Raw genomic sequence first — 19,548 nt, forward strand, 5'->3', positions numbered from 1 at the left:
TAGATTTAAGATAGTGTTTGTTTTATCCATGCTGAAATATCTTCAATTTGAGGCATGCAAACCTGATGCTCCATTGGGTATGTACGCCAGTGCGGTTTAAATCCCGCTTTAATGACATCATCTCGTGCCATTTCACCTAATTTCGGAATAACAACGGGATCATAAGATCCATGCATAATTTCAATCGGCATATTACGATTCACATCGCTATATTGGATGATCTCTGCGGTTGGGAAATAGGTTGATAACGCTAATATTCCCGCTAATGGCTTGGAATAGCTTAATCCTGCTTGATAAACTACTGCACCACCTTGTGAAAATCCTGCAAGAATAATACGTTCAGAAGGAATGCCACGACTAATTTCACGCTCAACAAGATCTATTACCTTTTGAGCTGATTCCATCAGTTGTGTTTCATTAATTTTACGAGATGTATCTAATGAAATAATGTCATACCATGCTGGCATTAAGGCATTACCATTAATGGTGACATTCAACGTCGGTGAATGAGGAAATATAAAACGTATTGGCGATGTTTCTTCTAACTGTAAATGCGGTAATAAAGCCTCAAAATCATGGCCATTTGAGCCTAAACCATGTAACCAAATAACACTGGCTGTCGCGGGAACACTAGGTTCTATTTCAACACTCGCTAAATAATCCATTTTCCTATCCTTATTCTTTTCCAAATACATACGTCTTATTACATTGCTGATTTTACTGCGCGAGATAAGCGAACAGCTGCCAATTTTGGATCCGCGCTTGGATCATCAAAGAAACGACTTACAACATCAATGATTGCACTTTGAACATCACTGGATGTCGCTAAATTATGTGAAAAACTGGGGACAAGTGCATTGTTTTTTGCTGCAAACTTAAATGCTTTCATTGAGGCTAATGAACAAGCGTCAAAACCCTTTAACGATACATCCTGACGGATCGGGATCGAACCTTTATCTAAACTAAACTCTCGTTGAAATGGCTTAGTTAAGAGTATTTGCGCTAAATCTTGTTGAGCTTTTTCATCTTCTTTATTACTTTTTAATTTAAAAAAAGTAATAGTATCAAGGTTATAAGAAAACATACCGTGTGTTCCCGGCACTGGTACACATAAATAATCTTTACCTGCGACTTTGTGCTCGCTAGTAAACTCACCTTTTGCCCAATCTCCCATTATTTGCATTGCGGCCTGATCATGCATCAGCATTTCGGTTGCTTGGTTCCAACGACGCCCTTTTGCATTTGGATCTATATACTCTCGCATTTTTTTGAACTGACGAAAAACCTCAACCATTTTATCGCTACTAAGTTCGGTTAAATCTAAATCAACAAACGCTTTCGCATAATCTTGTGCACCCAGTACGCTTAGCGCCACCGCTTCGAACAAAGTCGCATCTTGCCAAGACTCCCCACCATGAGCTAATGGGATATAACCTGCCGCTTTGATTTTGTCAGCCGCCACATAAAACTCAGCTAAGGTTGTGGGGACTTTTGCGCCTGCAAGTTTAAAGATATGTGGATTGATCCATAACCAATTAACCCGATGTAATGTTACAGGTACAGCCACATAATGACCGTCATATTTTATCAATTGAAGATCATTAACGATTTGCTCAACTTCAGGTAACAACACGTTTTCCCAGTGCTCTTGTTCTGCAACCTTATTAAGTGATGTCAGAAAACCTAAGCGTCCCCACTCTTGAATGTCTTGTCCTTTTAACTGTGCCGCTGTAGGTGGATTCCCCGATATTGCGCGCATTTTTAACACTGTCATCGCACTTTGACCACCACCACCAGCAATGGCGAAATCTTTCCAGTGATGCCCTTTCGCTTCCATTTTATCTTTTAAAACTTGAACCGCTTTAGATTCGCCTTTTGATGTCCACCAATGCAATACTTCAACAGTTCCCTCTGCGAAAGTTGGCTGACACACAAAAAGCAATAAGGCAGAAAGACTCCATTGCTTGATATTCATTTTCACCTCAGAACTCACAATAGCGTTAGGCATTTTTTAATAATCGAGGAAGTACAACAGTCACCAACAACCCACCTTTAATCGAATTTTTAATAGTTAACTGACCACCATGGGCACGTACGATATTGCGCGCAATCCCCATTCCAAGTCCATGTCCTGTATTATCGGTTGCTAAACGAACATAGGGTTCAAACACAGTTTTTAATTTTGTATCAGGGATCCCTTGCCCTTTATCACTAATGGTGATGATCAACTTATCCGTACTATCAATAACATTAACCGTCACACTGTGTCCGTATTTCACACCATTATCAATTAAGTTACTTAAACAACGTTTTAAGGCTAACGGTTTTGCCATAATCGGCAAAATAGGATGTTGAGGTAAACGAACTTTTGTATCTTTATGATTATGATGTTCAGCAATACTATTTAGTAACTGTGCAACATCAATAGTCACCAAGTTTTCGTGTAAATCAGTATCTTTCACACATTGCAATGCCCCTTTCACCATGATTTCGAGTTCATCTAAATCGTGATTAAATTTATCTATTTTTTCATCATCATCAATCAATTCTGCACGTAACCGTAAGCGAGTGATCGGTGTTTTTAAATCGTGAGATATAGAAGAAAACAGTTGCTCACGATCTTCAATATACTTTCTTAAACGCAGTTGCATCCGGTTAAATGCATGCGTTGCCATCACCAACTCACTCGCCCCTTGTTCTTTTAATGGCGGCTGATAAATATCAAGACTTAATGCGTTAGCAGCATCTGCCAACTGTTTTAATGGTCGTGTTTGTCGCCTTACCATGATGTAAGTGAACAGCAGTAATAAAATAGTACTAAAGGTTAGGTATATAATTTGCTGACGTGTAATGATCTCATCTTTTAGCATCATGTAAGGGGCGGGTAATAACGCTGCAATATATAACCACTGATTTTTATCAAGTTCTATTTGCACCACTAATATAGGTGGGTTAAGCGGCTCTAGGCTTAACGTGTTATGTACCCAAGAACGCGGGAGATCCGACAGCAAAATATCATTTTTTAAGACATGCAGCGTTTCTGGACGTGAAAACTCAACATGAATATTACTAAGGGTAGGTAATTTTTCATGTAACACTGTTTTAAAAACCGATACCGCCATTTCTTTTTGTTCAGTATTTTTGATCGGCTTAATCTTGATCTCTTGCTCATTAAATGACACAAAAAAACGTGTTCCACCCATATTTCGAAGCTGTTCAAGCACAATATGGCGATATTCTAGCGGTAATGATTGGAAGAAATTCACTGTTGATGCAAACATGGTTGCCATGCTCGCTGAAGTTGATTGTAGTCCCTCTAAATCTCGTTTTTTAGATTGGGTGTACCAAATGCCTGTTGCAATCATTTGCGCAAGAAAGACGGCTAATAAGGTTAACCATAATGTTCTTGAAACCAATGACTTAGGCCACAATGACTTCCAGTTCATAATTTGATATTTACCTATATCAAGATAATAAAAAAGTGTGGCTATCAGCCACACTTAGTCTTGTTCATCTATAATGTTGCTAACTTTACACATGGTCGTCATAACGAACATCAGCAGTAAAGATATAACCGTTACCACGACTGGTTTTAATTAAACGTTGCGTACGACCTTTATCACCTAAGCGGTTACGTAAACGACTTAAGGCGACATCAATACCACGTTCTGATGGCTGTGCATCTCTTCCTCGAGTCGCGCATGAAATAGTATCGCGATCTAAAATCTCATTAGGTCTTGATAAAAACAACATCAGCAACGAGTAATCACCACTTGTTAGCTCAAATGCTTCATCATTTAATACATTTACTAAACAATGTGCAGAGGTATCTAGCCGCCAATTAGAGAAACTAATATATTTAGCGCTAGACGATGACGGCTGACTATCTGACGCCTTGCTACGACGTAATATTGCTTTAATGCGAGCTAGTAACTGGCGAGGACTAAAGGGTTTGGCAATATAGTCATCAGCACCAATCTCAAGCCCTATAATTTGATCCATTTCCTCAGAAACCGCCGTCAACATAATAATAGGGACATCTGACGTTTTGCGAATATGCTGACATAAGGTAAACCCATCATCCCCCGGCATCATGATATCGAGTAAAATCAAATCTGGATATCCACCAGCAAGGCAACGTTTCATCTCCTCACCTTCCGCAGCAGTTTGTACTTCAAAACCGTTCTTGGTTAAGTACTCATCCAGTAGTTCACGGATTTCTTTATCATCATCAACAACGAGGATTTGTTTAGAGATACTCATGTATTGGCTCACCATACGACATTAGACTATTCCTCACACGTCATAAGCGAATACAAGGAGAAATAGAGCAAATATAGGCTATTTATTATTTCACTATATTTGACCACTAATTTAAAAAAATGTCAGCAATTTGCGCTATCTATGGAGAATTATCGGTACCTTGTTAACATATTTAATACCTTAAAACGAAAAACCAGCGCATATTACTAATATAAAGCAATACTCGCTGGTTATGTTTATCAGCCGTTAACCGTCAAATAATGTTTTTTTTATTCAACTTAAGCGACTTCTGATTCTACTTTTTTGATCACTTCAACACCTTTTCCTGACGACGCATCATTTGAATGTTCGCTCAAAACTTCTGCCAATGTTGAACGTGACAAACGGCCTGTCACCTGTCCTTCTGCATCCACAACAGGCAATGGGTGATCGCTATCCAAGGTTTCAGGAATGACCGTTTCAAGCAACGCATCGGTTGAAACCGCAGGAACATCTTCAAGCATTGAAGCGTCTATTGCATTAGCGTAATCAGATTCTTTTACGCTCTCTAATTTCTCTTGCGTAATCACCCCTTGATAACCTTGGTTATCAACGTAATACGCAAAATCATCTTTTACTTTACGCATTTCAGCAACAGCTTCGCCAATCGTTTCAGAAGAAATACGGACAACCTGTGGCTTCATGACCGTTTCAACCGTCAGTGCACGTGCACGGTTAACGTCTTTAACAAAAGCTTCGACATAGTCGTCAGCTGGGTTTAATAAAATATCAACAGGTTTACCCTGCTGCACTAATACACCATCCCGTAAAATGGCAATGCGATCGCCTAAACGTAATGCTTCATCTAAATCATGGGTAATAAAGACTATTGTTTTATGTAACTTTTCTTGTAACTCAATAAGCTGATCTTGCATTTCACTTCGGATCAGAGGATCAAGTGCAGAGAATGCTTCATCCATTAATAGAATTTCAGCATCAGTACACAAGGCGCGAGCTAAACCAACACGTTGTTGCTGACCACCAGAAAGATTCACTGGATAGCTATTTTCATATCCCGTCAAACCAACAGTCGCTAACCACTCTTTCGCTTTGGCTTGCCATTGGCTTTTACTCTGCCCCTGTACTTGCAGACCATAGCCGACATTTTGCAAAACCGTGCGATGCGGCATTAAACCAAAGCGTTGAAAAACCATCGACATTTTATGGCGACGAAAATCCTGAAGCTGCTTTTCATTGAGCGACATAACATCTGTCCCTTCAATTTCAATCACACCTTCAGTTGGATCGATAAGTCGATTAAAGTGACGGATAAGCGTGGATTTACCTGAACCTGATAAGCCCATAATCACAAAGATTTCACCTGGGTAAATATCTAGGTTGATATCACTTAAACCAACGGTATGACCAGTTTTCGCTAAAATGTCATCTTTTGATGCGCCACCCTTCACTTGCTGAACGACTTTTTTTGCTTTCGGACCAAACACTTTATAGAGATTTTTTACTCTAATGAGGGGATCCTGCTTTGATAATGAACTCATGATCGACCTCCTAAATGCTGCTGCGTACGTTTAGCATAGCTTTGTGATATACGATCGAAAATAATTGCGAGTGCAACAATCGCTAAGCCGTTTAATAAACCTAGGGTGAAATATTGGTTAGTAATCGATTTGAGTACTGGCTGACCTAATCCTTTTACACCTATCATTGAAGCGATAACAACCATCGCAAGCGCCATCATAATAGTTTGATTTATTCCTGCCATAATGTTGGGCATTGCAAGTGGTATCTGCACCCCAAATAAACGCTGCATAGGGCTTGCACCATAGGCTGTTGCAGCCTCAAGGACTTCTTCATCAACCAAACGAATACCAAGGTTGGTTAAACGAATCACTGGTGGAACAGAATAAATAACAACAGCGATTAAGCCTGGAATTTTACCTAGACCAAGTAGCATAACAACGGGGATCAAATAAACGAAAGCAGGCATAGTCTGCATCACATCAAGTAGTGGTGTAACAACCCGTTGAACTCTATCAGAGCGTGCCATGGCTATACCTATCGGTATTCCGATCCCTATGGCAACCATCGTAGACACTAAAATAATACTCATGGTTCGCATGGTATTATCCCACATACCAAACACACCAATGAAACCAAAAGACAACACGACACCAAGTGATAATTTCCACGACCGACTTGCAACAAAAGCGATGGCTGCCAATACGGCAATCACTATCCACCAAGGTGTGGCGAGTAATAGTTTTTCAAACCAGATAAGAAAAGAAAGAAGAGGATCGAAGAAACCTTCGATTGTGTCGCCATATTCACGAGAGAAAGAACGGTAAGCACCGTCCAACGTTTTTCGAATTTCAACTAACTGAGCACGCTCAAGCTGTGGAAATTCAGTTAACCATGATTTATCTGACATAAATGTTATCCATACATACTACTTTTATTTCCCACTCACGCAATATCCTTAGCGAAGTGGCTACAGTGGTAGTTAGCTACCACTGTAGACATACAGCTTACAAATCAGCTAAAGCACCACGTACTTTATCTGCTACTTCAGGAGAAACCCACTTCACCCAAATATCTTCATGATTCGTTAAAATCTCTTCCATTACCGTTTCACCATCAGCTTGGTTGTCTTCCATCCATGCTAAAAGGCTATTCATTTGTGCATTAGTAAAAGAACGTTGACCAAGGTATTTCACTGCTTCAGGTGAACGTTTAGCAAAAGAGGTAGTAATAACTGTATCCACTTCTGACGGTGGGTACATAGAAGCTTTTGGATCAACACATTCAGGTTTGGTTAGGCACTCTTTAAAGTATTTCGCATCCACACCAGAACCAAAATCGACTTTTACCATTTTGTACTTACCTAATACGGCAGTCGGTGCCCAGTAATAACCAAACCACGCCTCACCGCGCTCATAAGCTTTAGCAATGGAACCGGAAAGACCAGCACCTGAACCTGGATCAATCAGATCAAACCCTGCATCTTCAAGTTTTAGTGCTTCAAAAAGGTTACCAGCAGAGATCTGACAGTTCCAACCTGCTGGACAATTATAAAATGCTGATTTATCAGGATCTTCAGGATGAGAGAACAACTTAGCATTTTTCTTAATACCTTCAATGGTTGCTAAGCTTGGATCTTTTTTCACCATATACTCTGGCACCCAAAAGCCTTCTTCACCACCGTCAGAGAAGCTCTTACCCGCATATTGGATACGTCCTTCTTCAACACCGCGATCTAATGCGGCCTTCATCGAGTTACTCCAAAATTCAGGCGCAATATCCGGTTCACCCTTCTCTACCATTGATGTACCTGTCGGCATCGTATCACCAGGAACAAGATCTGTTTCACAGCCGTATCCATGCTGTAAAATAAAGCTGTCGACGTTGGCTAATAATGTTGCTGAGTTCCAATTCATATCAGCAATAGTGACTTTTCCACATTCACTTGCATGAACTTGAGTTGCTGACATTGCAGATAGCAATACCGTCGCAGCCAGAAGCTTTCGCATAAATATTATCCTTATCATTTATATCGAATCGGTAAGCGCAATTGAGTAAAAACAATTTATTGTCTATGCGCTAATAACTACTCAAAAGGCAATTTATTGTGCCAATTTATTTAGTAGTCTAAACAAAATAAACCAAAAACACCAAATTTATTAACAACAAATAATTATATTGCAACAAGTTTTAATATAATGTGAATGATTATTACATTAATAAACTTGTCAGCGTTCAACGATAAAAACCATGCTTATTAATAATAATTCTTATCGTTTTCACTGCTCATTTTGCTTATGATGAAAACAGTTTTAATTCTGTAATGGATATAATGATGTATAAATTAGTTGCACTTGATATGGACGGTACTCTTCTGAGTTCTGACGGTACTATTTCCCAAGAAAATAAAGCGGCAATTTCAGCGGCACGCGAACAAGGAGTATCGATTGTATTAGCATCAGGACGCCCTTTAGAAGGAATGACATGGGCGCTAAACGAATTAGATATGACTGGCAATAACGACTTTGTTTTAAGCTACAACGCTTCACTTATTCAACGTGTTTCTACTAAAGAAATTATTCGCAGTGAAACACTAACGGGATTAGATGCTAAAAATATAGCGTCACTGGCTCATGATCTTGGTGTTCATGTACATGCATTTACTCGTCGCCAAGGTCTAATTACACCAGAAAATAACTATTACACCGATCATGAAGCAAAAATTAATGGTCTTGCAATTACTGTTGAAGACTTTGCAACACTAGAAAATGACGAGGAAGTGATGAAAGTCATGATGATAGATGATCCTGATCGCCTATCAGCAGCCATTGCACAATTACCGAAAGAATTATATCAACGCTACACAATTGTCCAAAGTGCTCCTTTCTTTCTTGAATTTATGAATCCAAATAGCAATAAAGGTGTAGGTGTTGAAGCACTAGCAGAATACTTAGACATCAAACAAAGTGAAGTTATTTGTATGGGGGATGCCGGCAATGATCACCATATGATTGAATATGCAGGTCTTGGTGTTGCAATGGGAAATGCGACAAAAGAAACCAAAGCCATCGCTAATTTTATTACTGACACTAATAATAATGCTGGTGTTGCCAAAGTTATTCAGCAATTTATTTTAGATAAATAACAAAAATAATCGCTATTTCCACAGAAATAGCGATTTATTGAATAAATAATTAGTTAGCTAGAGCAACTGCTTTTACATCTATCGTACGCTCAGACCAATCTTTATCCACTTCACCACGGATCACTAACTTCGTTGTAGGTGTTGCATTTACACCATTCCAATCTTTATGATCGATTTCAACTTTAATTTCACCAGTATTGTCTTTAAACATGTAATCTTCATCACCCAGTGAAGTTGTGATGTAACCCGTTAATTCAACAGCAGCGTCATCTTGCGCATCTTTAACTTGGCTAATCATCTTAATAATAGGTGCTGCTGAAGGACCAGTGAAACCACCTTGAGCTGGTTGCGCAGGTACAGACGTAGTAGCAGCAAGTGCTGATGTTGATGCAAGAAGAAAAGCAGAAACAACTAATAATTTTTTCATCACGTTAATCCGAGGTTATAACTATTATATTACGTCTGGCAATACACATTATTGCCAAACCCAATAAACAAGACCGCCCAATAACTACCCTTAGGTATCCATTTAGCCTATCTATTTCTTAAAGGTATGATATCACGCTAAATATCAAAAGAACGTGAAATAATATTGTAAAAATAAATCTAATTTTTTACTTGTTAGTATCACTTCGTAATAGCAAACGAATTCAAAAACACATCAACAATAGTATTAATGTTTTCTTCTACTTTTATTCCTTCACAAGGAGGAGACAGTTCCATAACTTGCGGCCAGAAGAATAGCCCTTGAAATAAACTGGTATAAATATTAGTTAACAAAGCGACATCTTTATCAACTATTGCTTTTTCTTCAATAGCCACTTTAAACCACTCGGCAATGGCGTTGGTACTGTATAAATCTTTTACTAAGTTTTTGGCCAATTCAGGTTGTCGAATAAATTCCATCACAATGATACGAGAAAGAGAAATGCCATAAGTCTGGTATAAAACATCAACTTCACGGCGAGTAATTTCAACCAATTGTACTCTTAGCGGTATCTGTGGTTCAAAGCGATACTGCACATTTTCATTCACTGATTCTTGAATGATCTTCAATACTGAAATAAATAACGTTTCTTTACTATCAAAATGACGATATAAGGTGCGTTTTGATACTTCAGCAACCTGTGAAATTCTATCCATATTAGCAGCAATAAACCCATGTTCGATAAATTCTGCTTTTGCTGCAGCAATAATTGCTAAATGCTTACGTTCCGTTTGCTTCATTAATTCACTACCTATTTTCACCGCCTGTGATCGCAATCTAACATTTTGTCACAAAAAAGTATACTTAACAGTTTACAAAATGCCATTCCCTCATAAAATACACCCAAAAGTTTACTTGTTATATTTTCATACAAATAAACATGATTTCTAATTTTATACCGTCCCATACTGATAGCGGAGAATCCGGTGAAAACTCAATCAGCAATGTCCAAAATGGCATCATTCTCATTTAGTAAACTCGCAGTAAGTTTATCGATCGCGCTTGTCGTACTGTCAGGTTGTGGCGATAAAGAACAACCAGAGCAAGTTAACAAGCCAATTGTTAGCCCTGCATTAACTGAAATAGTAAAACCTAAAGCCAATACTAACTTGAGCTTTAATGGTGTCGTTCGCTCTGCGCAACGTGCCGACTTATCATTTCAAGTCACGGGTCGAGTAAACCATATCTTCGTTAACGAAGGTGACCGTGTGACTAAAGGTCAACTATTAGCAAAGCTTGATCCCAAAGATGCCCAAACTATTTTTGCCGCAGCACAACTTGAATTAACTGATGCAAGTAAAGCTTACCAACGTGGTAAAGCTATTTATGAAAGCAGCCAAGCGATTTCTAAAAGTGATTTAGATAAACTTATTGTGCGTTATAACTTGGCACAAAACCGCGTAAAAGAAGCAAAAAACAAACTTAACTACACCCAGTTAGTTGCACCGTTTAGCGGTATCATTGGCCGTAAATTAATTGATAATCACGTTCAAATTCAAGCCAATAACCCTGTTTTAACACTGCATAACATTGATGATTTAGAAGTGGTGATTAACATTACAGATAACGTAATGTTAGCAGGTATGACTTGTCGTGAAGCCGTTGCTGAATTGAATAATAACCCCGACCAACTGTTGCCACTGAGTCTGCGTACCTACTCCACCCAAGCCGATCCAATCACTCAAACATTCTCTGTTGTATTGAGTATTAATGATGATAAGGGATTAAATATCTTGCCAGGTATGCCCGTTAAGGTTTCACCTAACCTTGCATTGTGTCCACAGGAAAACCGAAACCCAATTATTGTTCCACTCGCGTCTGTCGTTCCTGACAACAAGAGCAAACAATTTGTATGGGTTGTAAATAAAGATAATTCAGTCTCAAAACGTTACATCACTGTGGGTAGCGTAAACAAAAACTGCATTACCGTGCTCAATGGCCTGACTGTTGGCGAGCGTATTGTGATCGCGGGTGTATCTAAATTAAAACCAGGTATGGAAGTTCGTCCATACACTGATAACACACAAAACGGAGCTTAAATAGATGGATATCGCTCGCTATACCATAGCCAAGCGCACCAGTGTTTGGGTGATCATTGCGCTGATCTTAATTGGTGGCTACATCAGTTATTTAAAGCTAGGTCGTTTTGAAGATCCAGAATTCGTGATCCGCCAAGCAGTGATTGTCACTCCTTATTCTGGCGCGACGGCACAAGAAGTTTCTGACGAAGTTACTGACGTCATAGAAGGTGCAGTTCAATCTTTACAAGAATTAAAAGAAGTTAAGTCCGTTTCCAAACAAGGCATGTCTGAAGTTACTGTTGAGATCAAACTTCAGTTTTCAAAAGATCAGGCGGCACTTCAGCAGGTTTGGGATAAGCTACGTCGTAAAGTCGTTGATGCTCAACGTATGTTACCACCGGGTGCTGGACCATCGATTGTTAATGATGACTTCTCTGATGTTTATGCCTTATTTTTCGCTGTAACAGGCGAAGGCTTTACTGATAAGCAAATGCAAGACTACGTTGATTCCCTGCGCCGCGAACTTGTTCTTGTTCCTGGTGTAGCTAAAACGGCAACATTAGCAGAACAGCAAGAAGGTATTTTTGTTGAAATCACTAGTGAGCGTTTAGCTAATTACGGCTTGTCCGTTGATAACGTTCTCTCGGTATTACAAAAACAAAATATTGTTAATGTCGCAGGAAGCCTAACATCTAATGGGATGCGTTTACCTGTTATTCCAACACCTAATGTCAACTCATTTGAAGATTTACGTAATCTTCAAATTGGTATTGGTGATAACCATACGGTTTTACATTTAAAAGATATTGCAGATGTTAGTCGTGGCTATCAAGAACCAACCAGCATGCTAATGCGTTTTAATGGTGAACGTGCGATTGGTTTTGGTATTTCAAATGTTACTGGCGGTAACGTGGTTGATATGGGCGATGCGGTTAAAGCACGTCTTGCTGAACTTGAAAGCCAACGCCCATTGGGTATGGAGCTCCATGTTATCTCAATGCAATCTGATTCCGTTCGCGACTCTGTAACGAACTTTATCGATAACTTGATTGCTGCTGTGGTGATTGTTTTTATCGTTTTACTGCTGTTTATGGGTATTCGATCTGGCGTGATTATTGGGTTTGTATTGTTACTAACAGTAGCCGGTACTCTATGCATCATGTTAATTGATGACATCGCAATGCAACGGATATCGTTAGGTGCGCTGATCATCGCATTAGGCATGTTGGTAGATAATGCCATTGTGGTAACTGACAGTATTCTTGTACGACTCCAAAACAATGAAGATCGTAATGTCGTTATTCCTGAAGTCGTCAATGCAACTAAATGGCCGCTCTTAGGTGGTACTGTTGTGGGTATTTGTGCCTTCAGTGCGATTGGCTTATCACCGTCAGATATGGGTGAATATGCTGGTTCGCTATTTTGGGTGATCTTATACTCTATGCTACTTAGCTGGGTATTTGCGGTTACCGTAACGCCATTGCTGTGCCATCAGTTCTTAAAAGTTAAAATCAAACAACAAGATAGTAAACCAAGTAAAATTGTAGAAAGTTACAAAGCTTTGTTAACCTGGGTTTTATCACACCGTAAAACAACAGGAATGTTGCTGCTGGCAACATTGGCTGGTGCTATTTGGGGGATGAAATTTGTCCCACCTGGCTTTATGCCAGAATCACAACGTGCGCAATTTGTAGTTGATGTCTATCTTCCTCAAGGTACGGATATCACCAATACTGAAAAAACGATCGCGAAGATTGAACAAGATATTACCAATAAAGAAGGTATCGGAAATATCTCAAGCTTCATTGGCGGTGGTGGCTTACGCTTCATGCTGACTTATGCACCAGAAGCACGTAATCCAAGTTATGGTCAATTGCTGATTGATATTGATGACTACCGTAATATTGCACCGCTACTTGTTGAGTTACAAACAGAGCTTGATCATAAATACCCTGAAGCATCGATTAAAGTATGGAAGTTCATGCTAGGTCGCGGAGGCGGTAAAAAGATTGAAGCGGGTTTCCAAGGCCCTGACAGTAGAGTATTACGTGATCTTGCTGAACAAGCGAAGGCAATTATGCTATCTGATCCAAACTTGATTGCCGTTCAAGATGATTGGCGTCAACAAGTACCTGTTATTAAGCCTGTTTATTCAACAGAAAAAGCGCAGCGCTACGGGTTAACCAATCAGGAAATCAGCCAAGCAATTGCACAGACCTTGTCTGGCCGCAATGTGGGTGTTTATCGTGAAGGGAATGACTTAATTCCGATTGTAGTACGTGCCCCTGAAAGTGAACGAACACATGAACGTGCGATTGAAAACACGGAAGTGCATAGTCGTATGGTAAATGGACCGATCCCTGTTAGTCAGTTAATCGAGTCTGTTAATGTCGCGTGGGAAGATGCCATCTTACGTCGAATTAACCGTATTCCAACGATTTTAGTTCAAGCAGATCCTGCGCCTGGCGTACTAACTGCAGATGCGTTTAACGAACTACGTGGAAAAATCGAAGCTATCGAACTACCACCGGGTTATAAATTGACATGGTACGGTGAATACAAAGCATCAAAAGACGCAAATGAAGGTCTTGCTATTTCAGCACCTTATGGCTTTGCGGCGATGATTTTATCCGTGATCTTTATGTTTAACGCACTAAAGCAACCATTGATTATTTGGCTAACAGCGCCGTTGGCAATTATTGGCGTTACCATTGGCCTGGTTATTTTCCAAACACCTTTCGAGTTTATGGCGATTCTTGGCTTCTTGAGCTTAATTGGTATGATGGTTAAAAATGCGATTGTTCTGGTTGATCAAACGGATGTTGAAATCAAAGAAGGAAAGACACCTTACCAAGCAATTATTGATTCAGCACTCAGTCGTGCACGCCCTGTTTTACTTGGCGCATTAACCACGATTTTAGGTGTTGCACCTTTACTTGTTGATCCTTTCTTCAAGAGTATGGCAGTAACAATCATGTTTGGTTTATTGTTTGCTACCATTTTAACTTTAGTGATTATTCCACTACTTTATGCAGTGCTGTTTAAAGTGGAAATCGAACCACAATAATAACCGTATAGCTAACTAAACAATCAAAGGGACGTATTATCTTATACGTCCTTTTTTTGTACTTATATTTATCAATAGACTCAACCAATTTATGTTTTCATTTATATCGCTATACAGAATATGAAATTCCTGCCTATGATCATAAGAAATTACTTTTAAATGACCGTGACGATAAAAAATTATGACGCAATTTGCATGGCGACCAGTTAGATACCCTTTATTTTTTTCAACTCTACTAATTGGCTGTACTTTTTTCTCTAGCAATATTTTAGCTGCAGAAATTATCAACAACTCACTCGATTACTCAAGTTCAAACGATTTACTTCTGCAACAGTACAAAGACAATTACGTTCTACCCTTTTATTACACTCAAAAACCTAATTATTCAGAATATCAATCTGTTATTCCTGAAGACGGTAAATTGAGCAAGTACAATGTTAACTTTCAGATCAGCCTTAAGTATCGTTTAGCATCTGGTATTTTTAATAGAAATGATAAGTTGTATGTTGCTTATACACAGCGTTCAAATTGGCAAGCCTATGCCTCATCAGCCTATTTTAGAGACACTGAATATGAGCCCTCCATTTTTTGGACTCTTCCAGAGAAAACTGAAAATAATGCTTGGGGTTATGCTGGAACAACTGTTGGTCTCGTCCATGAATCCAATGGTCGAGGAGGCGAACAAGAAAGAAGCTGGAATCGTACTTTTGCTGATTTCACTTTCGAACATAACAATTACACCTTAAGTATCAAGCCATGGTTGCGCCTCGACTTTGGTGCAAAAGATTACAATAAAGATATTACCAACTACATGGGATACGGACGCGTCAGCATGAACTGGTCTATTGATAGTGATAACCTTATTTCATTGACTGTACGTAACGCCATAGAAAGTGGATTCTCACGCGGCTATGAACGCATTACATGGAGTTTTCCAATCTATAAACGTCTTCGCGGCTATATGATGCTAGAAAGTGGTTATGGTATTTCTATCTCTGACTACAATCACTATGATAATGCTGGCGGCATTGGTTTCTCATTCTAATTACCCCATCATCTAACGTACTGCATTACAGTAATATTTTGTTGTGCAGTACGCTTTATTGGCTACATATCGTATGACTAAATATTCTATATTTACATTGCGATTTACCTTCTGCTTTGCAAAATGCACTTGGTTGTTCTTCTCTCCCTTCTCTAGGCCTCTCAAAAACAGACATCTTAACATTAGGACTTTTCGTATTATTGGAATGATGTATGCATTTTTTGTTATATGTTATTTAATGAGAAAAACAAATGAAACGATGCCTATTCTTGTTTTTACTGTTGTTATCCCCTTCAGTTTACAGTTTAAATAATCAACAACACACTATTACGTCATCAAAACCGATATTAAGGTTCAATACTTCTGCTTGTGCAACGCTATTTTATCTATCCACGTTACATGCTGGATTATGTAAAAATAAAGCCTTAAACCACTCATTATTACCTACACCACAACCATCAAGACAAATATATCAAGAAGCCAATATCGCCATCTATTTAGCTTCAGGTCAACATTTCCATATTACGTCTTATACTGAAAATGACTCTTATGGTGTTCATTTTTATATACCAATGAATATGTTTAATTAAAATAAGTACATGGTGGGTTATTTCGAATTTTAGTTATCTACTCCCCTAACAACGCCAACATACGGTATGATGAGCTTAATTAAAATAATTGAGTATTCAGCATGTATCATCAAACACTTAAAAAATATTTTGGTTTTGATTCTCTTAGAACGGGTCAGGAAGAAGTCATTACACGTGTGCTTGATGGCCATTCTGCTGCTGCTATTTTTCCAACAGGCTCAGGTAAATCACTGTGTTACCAGCTCCCAGCTATTGAATTACCACACCTAACACTAGTGATCTCACCACTCTTAGCATTAATGAAAGATCAACTTGATTTCCTTGCATCAAAAGGGATTCCCTCAGCGTCTATCGACTCAAGCCAAACGTGGCAACAGACGCAACAAGTTATGCAGAATATTCGCCAAGGTGAAATTAAAGTACTAATGATCTCTGTTGAACGCTTAAAAAATGAGCGTTTTAGACATTTTATCAGTCAAGTCCCAATCTCATTACTCGTTGTTGATGAAGCTCACTGTATTTCAGAATGGGGACATAATTTCAGACCCGATTACTTGAAATTACCTCATTACCAACAGTCACTGAAAATCCCACAAGTGTTACTATTAACAGCAACGGCGACGCCAGCTGTTATTAATGATATGCAAGATAAATTCAATATTGCCCAAAACGACATCGTTGTCACAGGCTTCTATCGTCATAACCTTGATCTCTCAATTCTAGCCGCGCAAGATGATGAGAAATTGGATGTTTTACAACAGCATTTAACGGCTAAGACAAATACACCTTCCATTGTCTATGTTACTTTGCAACATACCGCAGAAGATATTGCGGCAACCCTAACCAGCAATCATATACCTGCGCAAGCCTATCATGCAGGTATGGATGCCGATCGTCGACAAGATATCCAACAACAATTTATGGCGGGTGAGATTAATTGTATTGTCGCAACGATTGCCTTTGGTATGGGAATAGACAAATCTGATATTCGCCAAGTCATACACTATGACTTGCCAAAATCTATTGAAAACTACAGTCAGGAAATTGGTCGTGCTGGTCGTGATGGCAAGCCTTCTACTTGTACCGTTATTGCGAATAAATCAGGCTTAAATGTACTACAAAACTTCATCTATGGTGATACTCCCGATCGCAGCTCCATTGCTACCGTATTAAAAGAAATCAAAACACAATCACAACAATGGGAAGTGATGAATAATCGGTTATCCAAAGATGCCAATATTCGTTTATTGCCATTAAAAACACTATTAGTCTATTTAGAAATTCGTCAGATCATTGAACCGCAATATACCTATTTTGCAGATTACCGCTACAAACTAAATATTACTCAACAAGAAATATTAAATCATTTTAATAGTGAGCGTCGTCAATTCGTTGAAGCTATATTTACCTGTTCAACAAAAGCAAGAGTCTGGAATACACTTGATATGGATGCATTATGGCAAGGCTATAAGGCTGACAGAAAGCGTGTGGTTGCAGCGATTGATTATTTTAATGAAAAAGGGTGGATCACTTTAGAAAGTAAACAAATGACAGATGTGTATACTGTCAAAAATCAACACTTTGATATCGATATGGAAAGTGAAGCACTATATCAACTGTTCCAACAAAAAGAGCACAGTGAAATAAAACGTATCAATAGCATGATTGCTTTTTTTGAAAGTAAAACCTGTTTGAGCCATCAATTAGCCCATTACTTTGCTGATCATCATGCTCCAGAGCATTGTAACCATTGTTCTGTTTGTCGAGGTAAAAATATTACATTGCCACCATTACCACCGCTCCCTGAAGTATCTGATCAACTACTTACTCAATGGTGTGATCAATTTATTGAAGCCTGTGATATCCCCCCTTCTATTGCTGCAATCACACGTTTTTTAAATGGGATGACAACGCCACTAACCACTAAGATGAAAGCAAAGCAATTTAATGGATTTGGACAACTAGAAGCATATCCATTTGAACAAACTTTTGCTCACATTACGCGCTTATATGGCTAATCAATGTTAATTCTTTGTCTATTTGATATATGAAACTCACTTTTCATTATTAATGAATAGCGATCTAAATCACAACGTCTTAGAATAGACCCTTAACCTATGGGGATTAAAATATGACTATTGAAAAAGAAGAATATCAAGTTTGTGATGCATGTGGTGTTTCAGCTGAAATGGGTTTTATCATCAAAGAAAACGATGACACAGCTGATGTTCAAATCTTTGCTAACGGTAAAGATGCACTAGAAATAGAACTAGCGAACTACCTAGCTCTAGCAAAAGAAGTAAATGCTAACTACAAAGTTGAAACAACCCCAGTAGATGAAAATAGCACTGAATTAACAGCGCGTATTCAATTTGAATGTAGCGCAGAGAAGCTGATTTTCGAACTTCGTAGCCGCTCTCTAGCAAAATAATTCATTGTCATTAGCGACGATTTAAGCCAGCGTAAGATACCCAAAAAGAGGATCGATGCTGGCTTTCTTTTATCCTTTTTTCGACACCGATGAAGCTAAGCTTTTCCACATCAATCGCCCATTTGTTTCAATACTTTTTTCGGTAACACATTCTAGTTTAAACCCATCAATCGTAATAATTGCACCTAGCGAATAGGCTTTATCGTCATAAAAACACAAACGTTGATTGGTTGCTTGGCCATCAAGATTAAACTCAATACTCGACTCTACTTCTGGCGTACCTGCAGCATTGTAGGTTTTCGCCTGTGTCGGTAGGCTTAAAAGCATCATCACTAAGCCCATGCTCATCCTTAACGTAACAACGTGCCTATTCATAATCCTAAACTCCATGTAATTACTCAGTTATATAGGCGACTATATATTTCAAATAATAAAAAAGCAGCCAAATGGCTGCTTTCTTATTAGATCAAATATTAGTATTCAATCGCACGTGGAAGTTCTTTCGCTTGTGCAATCCAATCCTCAACACTTTTCAGTGCTGGTAATTGACGTACTAATGATTTTTCTTCGTTTACCTCAGCCATTTTAGCATGCAGGTTATCTGCATTACGCTGCGCAAGCTCAGGAACAGTATCAACACCAGAGAATTCAAGTAAGTCAGCATATTGAGTACTAATGCCTTTAACGCGAGATAGATCTGCACGGTTAATCCACTTTAATATTAACTTACCGCTGATACCTGTCGCTTCAACAATTGCCTTACGACCTGCAGGTTTCTGACCTTTTTCTAATAATTGCTCCATAGTGTGTACGTCAGCGCCTTCTAATTTTGCTACGTATACTTCACCAATACCTTCAATGGTCGCTAATTTAGTCATCATCTGCTCCTAATATTCGATAATTTCTGTTCTACACGATAATAGACAACAAAAAATTTAAAAACGCGAAAAAATGAAAAAAATAATTTCATTCCCACTTAAA

At 38.7% G+C, this 19,548-nt stretch carries 18 protein-coding genes; 7 read left to right on the forward strand and 11 right to left on the reverse strand.

The genetic code is table 11. The features are described from left to right. Window positions 1-5: 5 nt before the first annotated feature. The 7 genes from I3259_RS08085 to I3259_RS08115 form a co-directional block, all read right to left on the reverse strand. Window positions 6-665: an alpha/beta hydrolase gene (locus tag I3259_RS08085; protein ID WP_238029148.1), complete on the reverse strand. Its 660-nt coding sequence runs from the start codon at window positions 663-665 to the stop codon at window positions 6-8. A 38-nt stretch (window positions 666-703) separates the two neighbouring features. Beyond that, a complete protein-coding gene (locus I3259_RS08090) occupies window positions 704-1,975 on the reverse strand; it encodes an ABC transporter substrate-binding protein (RefSeq protein WP_238029149.1) in 1,272 nt (423 codons plus the stop codon). Between the two features lie 25 nt (window positions 1,976-2,000). Beyond that, a complete protein-coding gene (locus I3259_RS08095; RefSeq protein ID WP_238029150.1) occupies window positions 2,001-3,446 on the reverse strand; it encodes an ATP-binding protein in 1,446 nt (481 codons plus the stop codon). Between the two features lie 85 nt (window positions 3,447-3,531). Beyond that, the gene (locus I3259_RS08100; protein WP_238029151.1) at window positions 3,532-4,263 is read right to left on the reverse strand and encodes a response regulator transcription factor; all 732 of its coding nucleotides are present in this window, start codon (window positions 4,261-4,263) and stop codon (window positions 3,532-3,534) included. Between the two features lie 278 nt (window positions 4,264-4,541). Beyond that, the gene (locus tag I3259_RS08105; protein ID WP_238029152.1) at window positions 4,542-5,801 is read right to left on the reverse strand and encodes a glycine betaine/L-proline ABC transporter ATP-binding protein; all 1,260 of its coding nucleotides are present in this window, start codon (window positions 5,799-5,801) and stop codon (window positions 4,542-4,544) included. Then, the gene (locus tag I3259_RS08110) at window positions 5,798-6,691 is read right to left on the reverse strand and encodes a proline/glycine betaine ABC transporter permease (RefSeq protein ID WP_238029153.1); all 894 of its coding nucleotides are present in this window, start codon (window positions 6,689-6,691) and stop codon (window positions 5,798-5,800) included. The genes I3259_RS08105 and I3259_RS08110 overlap by 4 nt, the downstream gene beginning before the upstream one ends. Before the next feature lie 97 nt (window positions 6,692-6,788). After that, on the reverse strand, window positions 6,789-7,790 hold the full coding sequence (locus tag I3259_RS08115) for an ABC transporter substrate-binding protein (RefSeq protein ID WP_238029154.1): 1,002 nt from the start codon (window positions 7,788-7,790) through the stop codon (window positions 6,789-6,791). Between the two features lie 326 nt (window positions 7,791-8,116). Between I3259_RS08115 and yidA the strand changes: the two genes are divergently transcribed. Beyond that, the gene (gene yidA / locus I3259_RS08120; protein WP_238029174.1) at window positions 8,117-8,926 is read left to right on the forward strand and encodes a sugar-phosphatase; all 810 of its coding nucleotides are present in this window, start codon (window positions 8,117-8,119) and stop codon (window positions 8,924-8,926) included. A gap of 49 nt (window positions 8,927-8,975) precedes the next feature. Here the strand turns inward: yidA and I3259_RS08125 are convergent, their stop codons facing one another. Continuing rightward, window positions 8,976-9,353 (reverse strand): NirD/YgiW/YdeI family stress tolerance protein, encoded by a 378-nt coding sequence (locus I3259_RS08125; protein ID WP_238029155.1) that lies wholly within the window; start codon window positions 9,351-9,353, stop codon window positions 8,976-8,978. Window positions 9,354-9,553: 200 nt separating this feature from the next. After that, window positions 9,554-10,153, reverse strand: a complete 600-nt coding sequence (locus tag I3259_RS08130; RefSeq protein ID WP_238029156.1) for a TetR/AcrR family transcriptional regulator — start codon at window positions 10,151-10,153, stop codon at window positions 9,554-9,556. A 213-nt stretch (window positions 10,154-10,366) separates the two neighbouring features. Here I3259_RS08130 and I3259_RS08135 point away from each other — a divergent pair, with 213 nt between their 5' ends. The 6 genes from I3259_RS08135 (at window position 10,367) to I3259_RS08160 (ending at window position 18,567) form a co-directional block, all read left to right on the forward strand. Next, window positions 10,367-11,452, forward strand: a complete 1,086-nt coding sequence (locus I3259_RS08135; RefSeq protein WP_238029175.1) for an efflux RND transporter periplasmic adaptor subunit — start codon at window positions 10,367-10,369, stop codon at window positions 11,450-11,452. Window positions 11,453-11,456: 4 nt separating this feature from the next. Then, window positions 11,457-14,501, forward strand: coding sequence for an efflux RND transporter permease subunit (locus I3259_RS08140; protein WP_238029157.1), 3,045 nt, complete (start codon window positions 11,457-11,459; stop codon window positions 14,499-14,501). Between the two features lie 181 nt (window positions 14,502-14,682). Further along, entirely contained in the window at window positions 14,683-15,546 is an 864-nt protein-coding gene (locus tag I3259_RS08145; protein WP_238029158.1) for a phospholipase A, read from the forward strand. 251 nt (window positions 15,547-15,797) lie between these two features. Then, window positions 15,798-16,136 carry a hypothetical protein gene (locus tag I3259_RS08150; protein WP_238029159.1) on the forward strand — a complete coding sequence of 113 codons (339 nt, stop codon included), beginning with the start codon at window positions 15,798-15,800 and terminating at the stop codon, window positions 16,134-16,136. 101 nt (window positions 16,137-16,237) lie between these two features. Beyond that, window positions 16,238-18,154: a RecQ family ATP-dependent DNA helicase gene (locus I3259_RS08155; protein WP_238029160.1), complete on the forward strand. Its 1,917-nt coding sequence runs from the start codon at window positions 16,238-16,240 to the stop codon at window positions 18,152-18,154. Window positions 18,155-18,267: 113 nt separating this feature from the next. Continuing rightward, window positions 18,268-18,567, forward strand: a complete 300-nt coding sequence (locus I3259_RS08160; protein ID WP_238029161.1) for a DUF406 family protein — start codon at window positions 18,268-18,270, stop codon at window positions 18,565-18,567. 69 nt (window positions 18,568-18,636) lie between these two features. On the opposite strand, the gene I3259_RS08165 is transcribed toward I3259_RS08160, so the two are convergent. Further along, a complete protein-coding gene (locus I3259_RS08165) occupies window positions 18,637-18,942 on the reverse strand; it encodes a DUF1496 domain-containing protein (protein WP_238029162.1) in 306 nt (101 codons plus the stop codon). 98 nt (window positions 18,943-19,040) lie between these two features. Further along, the gene (locus tag I3259_RS08170; protein ID WP_238029163.1) at window positions 19,041-19,445 is read right to left on the reverse strand and encodes a DUF4332 domain-containing protein; all 405 of its coding nucleotides are present in this window, start codon (window positions 19,443-19,445) and stop codon (window positions 19,041-19,043) included. Window positions 19,446-19,548: the final 103 nt, after the last annotated feature.

It is taken from the genome of Photobacterium sp. Ph5, from assembly GCF_022129445.1.
Classification (GTDB): domain Bacteria; phylum Pseudomonadota; class Gammaproteobacteria; order Enterobacterales; family Vibrionaceae; genus Photobacterium.